Raw genomic sequence first — 14,131 nt, forward strand, 5'->3', positions numbered from 1 at the left:
ACTGAGGTCGTCGATCTATTCCCTGCGGCAAGCCGGTGTTCGCTGTGGGCTTACTCGAGCCCGGCGGTGCCGTCCGGTTTGACGGTGACGGTGACGCCGGCAAGGTCCTCGCGGGTGCTGGCCTCGGCTTGCGACGAATCGGTGATCACCGCCAACGCCCGGCCGCCGCTGGGCGTACGGACGGCGACGAACACCTTCTCGGGAGCTCCGTCACGGGTCACCGGCGTCGTCCACGTCTCGACGGTCCCGGTGCCCGACCAGTCGGCCTCGGCAGTGACGGTCGGCTCTGCGTCGACTTCGGATTGCACGTCTTCCCAACGGAATTCGTGTATCGGTGGCTGCGTGCTGTAGACACCGAAGCTGTGTTTGGTGAGGTATCCGCCGTTGGCCGTGATCAGGCCCACCTGGCCGGGATTGGCAGCCAACCGTTCGGCCATGGTGGCGATCGAATGCGAGACGTAGTTGTTCCACGGGCCACCGGCGAACGTCAGGCCGCCGGTGACCGTCAGCGGCCGCTGTGGGTCATCCAGGCCAAGGCCCAATTCACGTGCCGCCACCTGCACTGCCGACGGGAAGCACGAGTACACGTCCACCGCGTCGATGTCGTCGATACCGAGCCCGGTCAGCTCCAGTACCCGGCGGCCCGCGATCCGGATCGCCGGCGACCCCGAGAAACTCGCCCGCTCCCCGATCAGATAGGTGTCGTGGGCATCGGTACCGGCATACGGAAAGACCCACCGCTCTTTCGGGACCTGTAGCGCCTCGGCCTTGCCCACCGACGTCAGGAGCAGCGCCGCGCCCTGGTCGACCATGTTGTTGGAGTTCATCAGCTTGGTGTACGGCCAGCTGATCATCCGGTTGTCCGGACCGGGCTGCCAAATCTGTTCCGCGGAAACTGCTTCCCGGCTCCAAGCGTGCGGATTGCCTTCCGCCACTTGGCTGAACCGCGACCACAGCTCACCGATCCGACGGCGGTGCTCCTCCGGTGCCTCCCCCGCGGCGATCCGCAAAGCCTGCTCGAACATCGGGTACACGTGCGACGGCGCCACCAGACCGATCCGGAGTTCGGCGGGACCGGCCATGGTGAACTCGGGATCGGAGGGTGCCAGCGGCACCGAGTTGGACTGCTCGGTTCCGGCCAGACGTTCACCGCGCGCCTTCAACCGCGTCCGGGTACGCCAGGTCTCACCGCCTGCGATCAACACCACCTCATTGCGGCCCTGCTGAATGTCCAGGCAGGCCTGGTTCACCAACGACTGCGGCACGTTGCCGCCGACCGGGGTGTACCGCGTCACGGCATCGGGTGCGCCGATGCGCTGAGCCAGCAGCAGACCGGGATCGCGGTAGCGCACCGACAGCAGGTTGACGATCCGGACGGCGTCGACCGCCTCGAGGACACGCGCATCAGCGGCCTCCCGCGCCGCGGCCTCCATCAAGTCCACCGGCTCGCGACCCGGGTTCTCGTCGTACTGGTTGACCTGGCCGTAGCCGACGAGCACCGGGGTCCTGGGATCAAGGGGCATACGTCCACCTTGGCGGCATCGGACCTGCGCTGTAAACGACGAGCACGGAAACCCGCACATGAGCGTTCGGGACATGCAATCGCCCTCCAGTGCCGCAGATGTCCCCAATGGAAACGTGCAGGTGTCGCACAATGCGATTTACAGGGCGGCGGCGTCCACGTTGCATAGACCTGACATGCAGAAGGGTGACCACATGACGATGAGCGTGGCCGAACGCGCCGAACTCGCCGCGGCCGTGAAAGACCTGCTCGGTGAGCATTGCACCGAAGCCGACGTGCGCCGGGTCATGGGCACCGACGACGGCTTCGATCGCGACCTCTGGAACAAGCTGGCCGCGCAGGGCGTGGCAGGTCTGATCGTCGACCCCGTATACGGCGGCGTCGGGTTGGGGGCGCAGGAGTTGGAGGCCGTCGCCGAGGTCACCGGTGCGGCCTTGTTGCCCGCCCCGTTCCTGTCCAGCGCGGTCTTCACCACGGCATTGATTCAGGCCGCCGGCACCGACGATGACAAGGCCCGGTTGCTCCCGGCTCTGGCGTCGGGAGCCTCGATCGGAACCGTCGCAGCTACCGGAGCCCGTGGCACGTGGGCACCGGACGGTGTTGCGGTTCAGGCAGTTCAGCACGACACGGACTACCGGCTGACGGGCGACGCGCACTACGTACTGGACGGCCAGATCGCCGACGTCCTCATCGTCGTGGCGAAGACCGATCACGGCATCGCGATATTCGAAGTCGCCCCGGACGCACCCGGCTTCGACCGCACCGCCGCAACAGTTTTCGATCCCACCGTCCGGCTGTCGACGTACACCTTCAGTGAGACCCCGGCCCGCCGCATCGGCACCAGCGGCTGGGCTGCCGTCGAGCACGCGTTGTCACTCACGGTCATTGCCCTGGCCGGCGAACAGGTCGGTGGCGCCCGCCACCTCTTCGACACCACCGTCGAATACCTCAAGACCCGAATCCAATTCGGGCGGCCCATCGGCAGCTTCCAAGCGATCAAGCACATGGCCGCTGATCTGTTGCTGGAAGTCGAATCCGCCACGTCAGCCGCGCAGCATGCCGCAGCGCAATTCGACGCCGACCCGGTCGGCGCGGACGGCCCGGTCGCCCTGGCCGGATTCGCTTGTGCGGAGGCCTATCACACCACGGCCATGCAGGCGATCCAGATGCACGGCGGCATTGGCTTCACCTGGGAGCACCCCGCCCATCTGTTCCTGCGCCGAGCTCGCACCGGCCGTCAACTGTTCGGCAGCTCGCGTGATCACCGTGAGCGCTACCTGGCATCGAAAGGGGCCTGACATGAGCACCACCGCGTCGAACCCGGACGACCTACGCACCGAGGTGCGCGGCTGGCTCGCCCAGAACTGGACCGCGCTGCCGCCATCGGACGATCCCTGGATCAGCTCGCCCGAGGAAATCGCCTGGCGCGAAAAGGTTCTCGATGCCGGATACGCCGTTCCCACCTATCCGGCTGACTGGTTCGGCCGTGCGTACCCGAGCAAACTCGCGGCGGTGATCCAGCAGGAGTTCCGCGCCGTCAAGGCCCCCGGCGCCTGCCAGGACAAGCACAACATCCCGGCCAACACGCTGTTCGCGTTCGGTTCCGATGAACTGAAACACGAACTGCTGCGCGACTTTCTGACCGGAGCGGCCCGCACCTGCCTGCTCTACAGCGAGCCCGGCGCCGGATCCGATCTGGCCGGGGTCAGCACGACGGCGGTGCGCGACGGCGACCGCTGGGTGGTCAACGGCCAGAAGGTGTGGACCTCTGGTGCGGCGACGTCGGAGTACGGCCTGTTGATCGCACGCACCGACTGGGATGTGCCCAAGCACAAGGGCATGAGCTACTTCATCATCCCGATGCGCCAGCCGGGCATCGAGGTACGGCCGCTGGTCCAGATCACCGGCGAAGCGCACTTCAACGAGGTGTTCATCTCTGACGCCAGTGTGCCCAACGCGAATCTCATTGGCGGAGAGGGCAATGGCTGGCGAGTATTGCAGACCGCACTCGCCTACGAACGGTCCATCATGGGTGACGGCGGACGTGGGTCACGCAACAAGTCGAAGGCCGACAGCCTCGTCGAGCTGGCTCGCGAGCACGGACGCCTCGACGACGCCGCGCTGCGGGAGAAGCTGGCGAAAGTGCTGGCGCTGCGGGAACTCAACCGGCTCAACAATCTTCGCGCCAAGGCGGCCACCAGCCAGGGCACGTCGAGTTCGATCATGTCCCTCGGCAAGCTCGCGATGTCGCGAATCCTGCACTCCGAGGCTGCGTTGAAGACCGACATCATCGGGACCGAATCGCTGTTGGCAGGTCCCGACAACCCCGAGGCCGATGACGTGAACTTTCTGTCGCTCAACGCGTTCTTCACCTCGATCGGCGGTGGCACCGACCAGATTCAGCGCACCATCATCGGCGAACGCGTATTGGGCCTGGCGAAGGAACCCGAGACCGATCGCGACATCCCATTCCGCCAGGCGCGACGCAGCTGACGACCATGGCCTACGACCCACCCCTGGCCGGGGTCGAGATTCTCGATCTGACGGCGGGACCCATCACCGCCGTCGGCCGGTTACTGGCCGACCTCGGTGCCCACGTCACCGCGGTGAACCTGGCCGCAGTGACCGCAGACGACGTTGTCGGACCGAACATCGACGGAGTGCCGATCGGTACCGCCATCAACCGCCATGGCGTCCCGACGGTCGAGATCGATACGTCGACACCGGCCGGCCAGCAGTCATGGGTGACGTTGTTGGCCGCCGCTGACATCCTCATCGAGAACACGCGTCCGGGGTCTGCTGCCGAAGAGTCCTTGGCGGTCAAGCAGATTCACGCTGACCATCCGTCTTTGGTCATCCTGTCCATCAGCGACTTCGGCCGCGATACGCGCTATCGCAACTGGCAAGCCACCACTCCCGTGCTGCATGCGTTGACCAGTGAGCTGTCCCGGTCGGGCATTCCGGGCCAGGCTCCGCTGGTGCCACCGAGTGCGGACCTGCCCTATCACGTCGCCGCAGCTCAGGCCGCCTTCTTCACGCTCTGCGTGTTTCTGGATCGGTTGCGCACGGGCACAGGCGATCTCATCGATTTCTCCGTGCTGGAGGGGGCGATGCAGACCCTCGATCCGCCGTTCGGGACGGCAGGCAGCGCGGCGGCGGGCGTGCCCATCAGCGAACAGCAGCGGGACTGGGTCGCCGAACAGCAGCGCTATCCGATCATCAAATGCAAGGACGGCCACGTCCGCATGTGTGTGTTGGCAAAACGCCAGTGGCAGGGCATGTTCGAGTGGATGGGGCGCCAGGAGGAGTTCGCCGACCCGAAGTTCAACAGCCTCCGCGAGCGCTTCGCGTCCGCGACGTTGTTCGGGGCCATCGAGCAATTCTGTTCGGACAAGACGCGCGCGGATCTCGAGCTCGCGGGACAACGGCACGGTGTGCCGACGGCCGCGGTGCTGAGTCTGGCCGAGGCGCTGTCCACGGAACAGGTTGCCGCGCGCGGATTCTTCCGCGAGACGGAGCTCTCCCCCGGCCTGACGGCACCGGTGCCGGTCGGCGTCGTCGAGGTCGACGGGCACCGGGCCAGCAGCCTCAACTTCGACGCATCGCAACACCAGCGGCTTCGCGACGCCCCCATGCTCACCGAGCGCGACCGCGCCGGTCTCGGACTCCCGCTGGAGGGTCTGCGCGTATTGGACCTCGGCGTCATCGTCGTCGGCAGCGACACCGGCCGTTTGTTCGCCGACCTCGGTGCCGACGTCGTCAAGATCGAGAACTCCGCCTTCCCCGACGGGCTGCGCATCAGCCTCACTCGCATGACGCAGGCCTATGCGGCCGGCCACCGGAACAAGCGGTCGATCGGCATCGACCTCCGGTCCGACGAAGGCCGGGCGCTGGCCCATCAGTTGGTAGCGCAGTCGGACGTCGTCCTGAGCAACTTCAAACCCGGTGTGGCGTCTGCACTCGGCATGGACTTCGCCGCGCTGCAGCAGATCAATCCGGGCATCGTGGTCGTCGACAGCTCGGCCTACGGGCCCACCGGACCGTGGGCGAAACGACTCGGCTACGGACCGTTGGTTCGCGCCGCGGCGGGCTTCACCAGTTTGTGGACATACCCGGATGAGCCAGATGCCTTCTGCGACACCGTGACGGTGTACCCCGATCACGTGGCCGCGCGGATCGGCGCGTTGAGTGCGGTCGCGCTGCTGCTGCGCCGCGAACGCAGCGGCCGCGGTGGATCGGCGAGCATCGCACAAGCGGAAGTGATGCTCAGTCACCTGGCCGACGACATCGCCGCCGAGGTGCTCACCAGCCGCGGTCATGCTCCCGATGACCAGCCGGCTCATGACGCGCCCTGGGGCCTGTTTCCCGGCGCCGGCGACGACACCTGGATCGCGGTGACGGTCCGCGACGATGCCGACTGGTCGGCCTTGTGCGCGGTGATCGACCGGCCCGACCTCGGCGCCGACGTAGAGCTCGGTTCCCCGGCCGGGCGGCACCGCCAACGCGCGCGGCTCGATGAGGCACTCAGTGCGTGGACGTCCCAGCGCACACCGGCGGACGCGATGGCGCAACTACAGGCAGCGGGCGTCCCGGCGGGGGCTGTGCTCCACGCCGTGGAGGTCCCCACCTGGGACTACTACGTGGAGCGCCGGGCGTTCCGCGAGGAACTGCATCCGCACGGGGCCGCACCGTTCATGATGGAGAACGTGCAAATCCATGCTGACCTCATCCCCGATCCCCTGCTGGGGCAGGCGCCCCTGCTCGGGGAGCAGACCCGCGAGGTCGCAGCCGAACTCCTCGGCTTGGACCACGAAAAGATCGAAGAACTGATCGAGCGGGGCGTTCTCGAAGTACCTGCGGCAGCGGCACATTCGGGACGGTAACCGACACCCCCCATGGAAATCGATTTCACCCGGCTTCGCTATTTCGTCGCTGTCGCAGAAGAGCTGCACTTCAAACGCGCCGCCGACCGGTTGATGATCACCCCGCCTCCGCTCAGTAAGCAGATCAAACTGCTGGAGCGGGAATTGGGCGGCGAGCTGTTCGAGCGGACGTACCACGAAGTCCGTCTGACACCGTTGGGGGCACAGCTGCTGGAACCGGCACGCGACATCCTGCGGCGGGTCGAGGAGCTGAAGTCCACCGCGTCTCGGATCACGCAGGCCAGCAACCCGATTCGCATCGGGGCGACTGCTTATGCACCGTCGGACTTCACGGCCAGGTTCGAGCAGGCGGTGGCCGGCCTGGCGATGCCCACCGAGTTCAGCGTGCCCGGGTCAGCGGCCGAGGTCATCGCCAAACTGGTTTCCGGGCATCTCGAGCTGGGCCTGATCCACCTGCCGTCCGCTGACAAACGCATCCGGCACCGGGTGGTGGCCACCTATCCGGGCGCAGCCGCGGTGCGGTTCGACGATCCGTTGGCCGCCAACGACATCATCGCGATCGAGGACCTGCGGGACCGCGACGTGGTGATCGACTTCGCGCGGCCCAATCCCGTGGTGCTGGCACAGATGACGCGGGGCCTCAACGAGCGCGGCGTCACCCGTATCGTGCGGGCCGTCAGCCAGCTGGGCGGCGAACTGGAGATGGCCAGCCACGTGTTCAACCGGTATCTCGTCGCGCTGGTCAGCTACGCGCCGGCCTCGACGCTCGGCCGCATCTTCTCGCCGCCCGAATTCAAGCTGATCCCCATCGACGAAAGTACGTGGGCACCGGCCAAGATCGCGCTGGCCTGGGCTCCGGACCGGTTGAGCAACCGGGCCGAGATCGAGGCGATCGTCGAGCAGCTCGCCACTGCCCTCTCTTAGCCCCCGCGTACCTGTCACCGCGCAGCGGTAGGCTGCCTCGACGATCAAACTTCACCAAGGTGGCCCCGGAAGGTTCTATATCGTGCTCGACGCGGATGATGTGCGCCGTATCGCGCTGTCCCTCCCCGAGACCACCGAGAAGGAGCGTTGGGGCCATCCGACGTTCGATGTGGCGCGCAAGATGTTCGTCACCGTGCCCGACGATGAGACCTCGTTTGCGGTGCGCTGCCCCAGATTTGACCGCGAAGAGTTGATCGCTGCCGAACCGCACAAGTTCTGGGTACCGCGACACGAGGCGGCGTCGTCCTGGGTTCGGGTTCGGCTCGATGCCCTCGACGATGTCCAGGAACTGACCGACATTCTCCTCGACTCCTGGCGGCTGGCAGCCCCGGGCAGACTCACCGAGCCCGGGGAATCCTGATCAGGACGGGTCAGACCCGCTGCCTCACCCGGCCGAAGACCATGGACTCTTCGATGCGGTCGAAGCGGTGGTCGATGACGTCGAGCACGTAGTTGTGCCGCACGTGCCACGGCCGATGGGTACCCGACTTGGGCAGTGCGTGGGGGTTGCGGTTGATGTAGCCGGCGTCGAGGTCGAAGGTCTTCTTCTCGGCCATCGGTGCCGCGCCCAGATGCGGGTACGCGTGGGTGTAGCCGTGAGTGTCCATGTACTCCACCAGCTTTGCGAATGCTCGCGCCGTCATATCGGCACGCAGGGTCCATGACGCATTCGTATAGCCCAGGCACCAGGCCATGTTCGGTACGTCCTCGAGCAGGAACTCCTTGTAGACGAACCGGTCGGACGGAGTGATCGGGTCACCGTCGACCGCCAGGGAGATGCCGCCGAGGGCCTGCAACTCCAGCCCCGTCGCGGTCACGATGATGTCGGCATCAACGCGCGCACCGGATTTCAGCACGATACCGGTCGCGTCGACATGGTCGATGTGGTCGGTGACGACCTCGGCGCGACCATCACCGATGGCGGTGAAGATGTCCCGGTCGAGCACGGCACAGAGGCGTTGATCCCACGGGTCGTACTTCGGGTTGAAGTGCACGTCCACCGGGTAGCCGGCCGGCAGGGCGGCCATGGCGCGGCTGCGGATGAGCCGTCGGCCGCCCTTCGGGAACTTCCTGAGCAGGTTGTAGCTGAGCACCCCGATGAGCACATTGCGGAACCACACGATGCGGTGGGCAAGCTTGCCCGGCAACAGCTTTCGGATCAGGTTGACCATCGGGTCGATCTGCCACTGCGACATCAGGTAGGTGGGCGACCGCTGCAGCATCGTCACCTTCGCGGCGGTCGTCGCCATCGCGGGTACCAGGCTGACGGCAGTCGCGCCGCTGCCGATCACCACCACCTTCTTGCCGGCGTAATCCAGTGACTCCGGCCAGAACTGCGGGTGGACGACCTCGCCGGCGAAGCTGTCGATGCCGGGGAAATCAGGGGTGTACCCCTGGTCGTAGTTGTAATAGCCGGTGCCGCAGAACAGGAATCGGGCACGGTAGGACCTGGCTTGACCGTCTTGCACGGTCTGCACCGTCCAGGTGTCGGTCTCCGAATCCCAATTGGCCGACTGGACATGGGTGTTGAAGGTGATGTGACGGTCGATGCCGTGGGTGTGCGCCGCGGTGGTCAGGTACTCGCGGATGTGGTCGCCGTCGGCGATGTTCTCCGGTCTGGTCCACGGCTGGTACGGGAAGCTCAGCGTGAAGATGTCGCTGTCCGAACGAATTCCCGGATAGCGGAACAGATCCCAGGTGCCGCCGATGCGCGTCCGCCGCTCGAGGATCGCGTACGTCAGCTGCGGGTTGCGTTGGTGCAGCCGGTACGCGGCACCGATGCCGGAGATACCGGCGCCGATGATCAGCACATCGAGGAACTCGCCGTCGCTGCCCGTCATGAATCTCCCTTGATCAAATCCGGTACCGCCGGTTTCACCTTAGGACATCACGGTCCTAGGCCGTCGAGCTGTGGGCCGACCCGACGAGCAGCGCCCGCAAATGCTGATTGACCTCGTCGGGACGCTCCAGGTTCGCGCAGTGCCCGCCGCCCAATTCGACGAACGACCAGAGATTCGGCACGTTCCTGGCGATCCGGCGGGAGGCCGCGATGGGCAACAGCCGGTCCTTGGTGCTGCCGATGACCAGCGCCGGCACGGTCAGGCTGTCGAGGCCGATGTGATGAGCATCGAGGTTGTCCACCAGCGCGTTGACCCATCCGCTGCGGCCGGCGGCAGACGTGCCCATGAACAGTTCGTAGACGTAGTCGGCGACCGCAGGGTCGGCGTCACGACCGACCGCGATCATGGCGACGAACTGGCGCGCTGCCTTGCGTGAACCCGGCACCAACGGGGCCCCGCCGAAGGTCTTGAGGATGCGGCCGGCCGCGTAGGCCCGGGATTTCGCCAGTGAGTCCGGCACCTGCGCCAGTTGGACCAGCTTCAGCAGGTCCCCGGTGGTGGTGTTGATCAGGGCGACGGCGTCCGCGCACTCGGTGACGCGCTGTGGGTAGCGCTGCGCCCAGGACGTGATGGCGATGCCGCCCATCGAGTGCCCGGCGATGACGGCCCGCTCCCCTGGCCTGAGGGTCGCGCTCAACACCGCATCGAGGTCGGCCGAGAGGAAGTCGAGGTTGTACTTGTGGCGGCCTTTTGGAGCTGCGCTCTGCCCGTGCCCGCGGTGGTCGTAGGCGATGACGCGGTAATCGGTCGCCAGGTCAGCGATCTGGTTACCCCATACGCCGATGGCGCAGGTGATGCCGTGGGCGAAGACGATCGGCTGCCCATGCTCAGGACCGAACACCTCGGCGTGCAGTCGGGTGCCGTCGACCGCTGAGATCTCCAGCGAACGGCCTGGTGGCAGGGCTGCGGGACGTCCCGGTTTGACCAATTGGGGCTGATTGAAGACGGTCATACTGCTCCATTCGGGTTCGGCGACGTTGCCGGCGGGACATCCCGTACCAGCGAGCCTACCTAAATAACCAGCACAGGTTTGACTGCGCGACCGGCGGCGGCGTCCGACCAGGCGTCGGCGAAGCGGTCGAACTGGTATGTCCGTACCAGTTTGTCGACGGGCAACTCGCCCCGAAGAACGTGCCCGGCCAGCCGCGGGATGAAGCTGTGCGGCTCGCTGTCGCCTTCGATGACGCCCTGCACCCGCAGCCCATTGGCCAGTATCAGACCGACGGGCAGCTCCGCGGTCAGCGCGCCCAGCCCGACGAGCGCGAGGCTGCCGCGCTTGCGCAGCAGCGTCAGCGCGGTGCTGATGACGTCACCGCGCGCGGTGGTGTCGACGGCCAGGGTCGCTCCACCCCCGGTGAGTTCCATGATCTCGGCCGGCAGGGTCTCCGAAGCCGAGTCGACGGCCCCAGTGGCACCCAATTCGATTGCCAGCGAACGCCGTTCGGCAATCGGGTCAACGGCGATGATCGCGCGACACCCGGCGATCCGGGCACCCATCACCGCCGACAGGCCAACCGCGCCGGCGCCCCACACCACCAGCGCGTCGGCCGGTCCGGCTGCCAACGTGTTCAGCACCGCGCCGACCCCGGTCTGCACACTGCAGGCCAGCGGCGCCGCCAGCTGTGCGTCGATGCCGTCCGGCAGGACCACGACATTGGACGTGTTGGCCAGCGCGTGGGTGGCGAAGCTGGACTGCCCGAAAAATCCACCGCGAACCGGGCGACCGTCCAGCCGCAGCGCGCTCGTCTCGTCACCGCGGTCACCCGCCATGTTCAGGCGGGTGGCGTTGTCGCAGTATGCGGGCGTGTCGGACGCGCATGCAGCGCACTGCGAGCAGCTGGCGAAGGTCAGGACGACGTGCCGGCCGACGTCGATGCGGGCGTCGGGGCCCGCGGCCAGGACGGTGCCGGCGCCTTCGTGGCCGAACACCATGGGCAGTCGCTTCTCCGGCCAGCGTGCTGCCGTGCTGATGTCGGTATGGCAGATGCCGACCGCATTGATGCCGACCAGCACCTCGTTGCCCTGCGGCTCGCGAATCTGGACGTCGGCCAGTTCGGGGGCCGAACCCGGGCGAAGCAATACCGCGGCACGTGCATCGATCATGCCGGGATGTTAGATGGTGACATCCTGCGACGAATTGAGGACACCATGCGCGCCATACAGATCGCCCGGTTGGACGGCCCGTCAGCAGCCGAACTGAACGAGATTCCCGAACCCGACGCCGCCGGCGCCGTGGTGATCGAGGTGCACGCGGCCGGTGTCGCCTTCCCTGACGCGCTGCAGTCCCGCGGTCTCTATCAGCACAAGCCCGAGCTGCCCTACACCCCCGGCGCCGAGCTCGCGGGTGTGGTGCGCAGCGCGCCCGAGGGCGCGCATGTGGCGGCCGGGGACCGAGTGGCGGCGTTGACCATGCTGTCCGGTGCCATGGCCGAAGTCGTTGCACTACCGGCTGATCGGGTCTTCAAGCTGCCAGACACGGTGTCGTTCGAGGCCGGCGCCGGATTGCTGTTCAACGACCTGACGGTGCACTGCGCGCTGCGCACCCGTGGCCGCCTGAGCCCGGGCGAGACGGTGCTGGTGCACGGCGCCGCCGGCGGCATCGGCACGTCGACCCTGCGGCTGGCCCCCGCGTTCGGGGCAGCCCGCACCATCGCGGTGGTGAGCTCCGAGGACAAGGCCGAAATCGCGCGCGCTGCAGGTGCTTCCGATGTCGTGCTGGCCGACGGCTTCAAGGACTCGGTGCGCGAGCTGACCGGCGGGCGGGGCGTCGACCTGATCCTGGACCCGGTGGGCGGCGACCGGTTCACCGATTCCCTTCGATCGCTGGCACCGGGTGGCCGGCTGCTGGTCGTGGGGTTCACCGGCGGCGATATCCCGACGGTCAAGGTCAATCGATTGCTGCTCAACAACGTCGACGCGGTGGGTGTCGGCTGGGGAGCGTGGGCCATGACCCACCCCGGCTATCTCGCCGAACAGTGGGCCGAGCTGGAGCCGCTGCTGGCGTCCGGCGCGGTGGTCCCGCCGGCACCCGAGGTGTATCCGCTGGAGCGGGCCGCGGACGCCATCGCATCGCTGGAAAACCGTTCCGCCAAGGGCAAAGTGGTGGTCAGGGTCCGCTGACCGGCAGCACCAACCGGGATTGCCCGCCGTCGCCGTGCGCGACGGTGTGCAGTGACGGCACCATCCGGGTCGCCGTCGCCAGCGGATCACCGGTGCCCAGATTGCGTGCGTACCGCGGGAAACAGCCACCGGCGATCAGCAGCCGGATCCGGTGGCCTGCCGCGAATCGGTATGCGGTCGCGTCGAGTTCCAGGCGGAGCAACGCCTCGGGGGCGTCGGCCGCGGTGAGCCGCAGGTATCCGTCGGTGACGTTGGTCGAATGCCCATCGGGCGCAACGTCACTGATCCGCACGAACACGTCGGCGTGCGGGTTGTCGGTGCGATGGTCCAGATCGACGTACGGCGTTCCGATGACGTCGAGGTCAGCCGCGAGCACGGGGCTGGTGAACGACAGCACATCGGATCGCTCGGCCAGCTCGGTGTCGTCGATGTAGCCGGACTTGCCGGAAACCAGAAGGCGCCCACCGATACTCGGCGTCGGGTCTGCCGGGTCATAGACAAACGTGGACGACGCCCCAGTGTCCGGCGGAGTGTCTGCGAGGGCGCCACCAGGGTGCAGGTGCCACACCCGTTCGGCGGCCGGCGGCGGCCACTCCTGCATCTCGAGCCAGTCACCGCCGGCAACGCAGATCCGCACCGGGGCCGCGGCGCGGCGTGATCCGTCCAACCACAAGACGGATTCTTTGATGGCTTCGGTGCCGCCGGACCCGTGGGTCCACGGCCCCACGGTCAGCGCCACCTCGACGCCACGGGCACGTAGCCGCCGGTACTGCTCCAGGGTCTGGTCCACGAATACGTCCTGCCACCCGGTGATCAGCAGCACTGGGCCGCGCAGATTGTCGAGCGCTGCCGCGACACCGTTCTCCGCCCAGTACGGCGATGACGGATCGGGCTGTTCGAGCCATGCGTTGAACCACGGCGTACGGCCACCCAGCAGTTCAGCTGCCGCCGGATCGAGCGGCAGGGTCTCCACGACCGGCCTGAGGGTTCGGGGCGTCGCCATGCCGCGGAGGATCTGACGGATCCAGCCGCCACGGTGCTGCCAGGCCACCTGATAGCTCCAGCCCAGGAAGTCACCGAGGGCGAATGATCCTGTGCTCCACACTGAATGGCCGAAATCGTGCGGCGCCATGGTGATCACCGAGGTGGTCAGGTCAGCAGGTTGGTCGACGAGCAGCGCCAGTTGGGTGAAGCCGAGGTAGGATGCGCCGACGGTGGCGAATTCTCCTGCATACCAATGTTGTTCACGTAGCCACTGGACCGTGTCGGCACCGTCGTCGACCTCGTGCCGACCGGGCTCGAACGCACCGTCGGACCCGAAGGTCCCGCGCGTGCTCTGCAGCACGACATGGAAGCCCTGCCCCGCGTACAACCCCGCGAACACCCGGTTGGGCAGCCCGTCACGACCGTACGGACCCCGCATCAGCAACGTGCCGGCCGGCTTGCGGACCCGCGGCGCGTAGTGATCGGCCAACAGGACGGCGCCGTCGCGCATGGGTACCGGAAGCGAGCGCTCCACCCGGAAGCTCTTGGCTCGCGGCAAACCCAAGCGGCGGGTCAGCGCGCGGGCACCGAGCCACGCCAGGGTGTCGCGTCGCATGTCGCAATCTCCTCGTACTGTCGTGGGTCTGGAACCATTTTCCACGGCAGCAGCACATCCACAGCAATTCAGGGCCGGAACTGTGACCTGATCGACGGGGCAGGAAGCCCGGCGCGCGCGG

At 67.1% G+C, this 14,131-nt stretch carries 11 protein-coding genes; 6 read left to right on the plus strand and 5 right to left on the minus strand.

Translation table 11 applies throughout. From position 1 onward, the window contains the following. Positions 1-50: 50 nt before the first annotated feature. Positions 51-1,523 (minus strand): acetyl-CoA acetyltransferase, encoded by a 1,473-nt coding sequence (locus AC1U2B_RS09355; protein ID WP_480216562.1) that lies wholly within the window; start codon positions 1,521-1,523, stop codon positions 51-53. A gap of 193 nt (positions 1,524-1,716) precedes the next feature. Between AC1U2B_RS09355 and AC1U2B_RS09360 the strand changes: the two genes are divergently transcribed. From AC1U2B_RS09360 to AC1U2B_RS09380, 5 genes are all read left to right on the plus strand, one after another. Further along, the gene (locus tag AC1U2B_RS09360; protein WP_480216563.1) at positions 1,717-2,820 is read left to right on the plus strand and encodes an acyl-CoA dehydrogenase family protein; all 1,104 of its coding nucleotides are present in this window, start codon (positions 1,717-1,719) and stop codon (positions 2,818-2,820) included. A gap of 1 nt (position 2,821) precedes the next feature. Beyond that, positions 2,822-4,015: an acyl-CoA dehydrogenase family protein gene (locus AC1U2B_RS09365; protein WP_480216564.1), complete on the plus strand. Its 1,194-nt coding sequence runs from the start codon at positions 2,822-2,824 to the stop codon at positions 4,013-4,015. Between the two features lie 5 nt (positions 4,016-4,020). Then, a complete protein-coding gene (locus AC1U2B_RS09370) occupies positions 4,021-6,405 on the plus strand; it encodes a CaiB/BaiF CoA-transferase family protein (protein WP_480216565.1) in 2,385 nt (794 codons plus the stop codon). Between the two features lie 12 nt (positions 6,406-6,417). Further along, positions 6,418-7,329, plus strand: coding sequence for a LysR family transcriptional regulator (locus AC1U2B_RS09375; protein WP_480216566.1), 912 nt, complete (start codon positions 6,418-6,420; stop codon positions 7,327-7,329). An 82-nt stretch (positions 7,330-7,411) separates the two neighbouring features. Beyond that, positions 7,412-7,750, plus strand: a complete 339-nt coding sequence (locus AC1U2B_RS09380) for an MmcQ/YjbR family DNA-binding protein (RefSeq protein WP_043400193.1) — start codon at positions 7,412-7,414, stop codon at positions 7,748-7,750. Positions 7,751-7,760: 10 nt separating this feature from the next. Here the strand turns inward: AC1U2B_RS09380 and AC1U2B_RS09385 are convergent, their stop codons facing one another. The 3 genes from AC1U2B_RS09385 to AC1U2B_RS09395 are packed head-to-tail and all read right to left on the minus strand — an operon-like array spanning position 7,761 to position 11,393. Continuing rightward, positions 7,761-9,230 carry a flavin-containing monooxygenase gene (locus AC1U2B_RS09385; RefSeq protein WP_480216567.1) on the minus strand — a complete coding sequence of 490 codons (1,470 nt, stop codon included), beginning with the start codon at positions 9,228-9,230 and terminating at the stop codon, positions 7,761-7,763. A 55-nt stretch (positions 9,231-9,285) separates the two neighbouring features. Further along, positions 9,286-10,242 (minus strand): alpha/beta fold hydrolase, encoded by a 957-nt coding sequence (locus AC1U2B_RS09390; protein WP_480216568.1) that lies wholly within the window; start codon positions 10,240-10,242, stop codon positions 9,286-9,288. Between the two features lie 59 nt (positions 10,243-10,301). Further along, positions 10,302-11,393, minus strand: coding sequence for an NAD(P)-dependent alcohol dehydrogenase (locus AC1U2B_RS09395; protein ID WP_480216569.1), 1,092 nt, complete (start codon positions 11,391-11,393; stop codon positions 10,302-10,304). Positions 11,394-11,438: 45 nt separating this feature from the next. On the opposite strand from AC1U2B_RS09395, the gene AC1U2B_RS09400 reads away from it, so the two are divergent. Beyond that, positions 11,439-12,410: an NADPH:quinone oxidoreductase family protein gene (locus AC1U2B_RS09400; RefSeq protein ID WP_480216570.1), complete on the plus strand. Its 972-nt coding sequence runs from the start codon at positions 11,439-11,441 to the stop codon at positions 12,408-12,410. Here AC1U2B_RS09400 and AC1U2B_RS09405 read toward each other — a convergent pair. Further along, on the minus strand, positions 12,397-14,010 hold the full coding sequence (locus AC1U2B_RS09405) for a CocE/NonD family hydrolase (RefSeq protein ID WP_480216571.1): 1,614 nt from the start codon (positions 14,008-14,010) through the stop codon (positions 12,397-12,399). The genes AC1U2B_RS09400 and AC1U2B_RS09405 overlap by 14 nt on opposite strands. Positions 14,011-14,131 lie beyond the last annotated feature (121 nt).

The sequence above is a fragment of the Mycolicibacterium sp. P4_G11 genome (genome assembly GCF_056555145.1).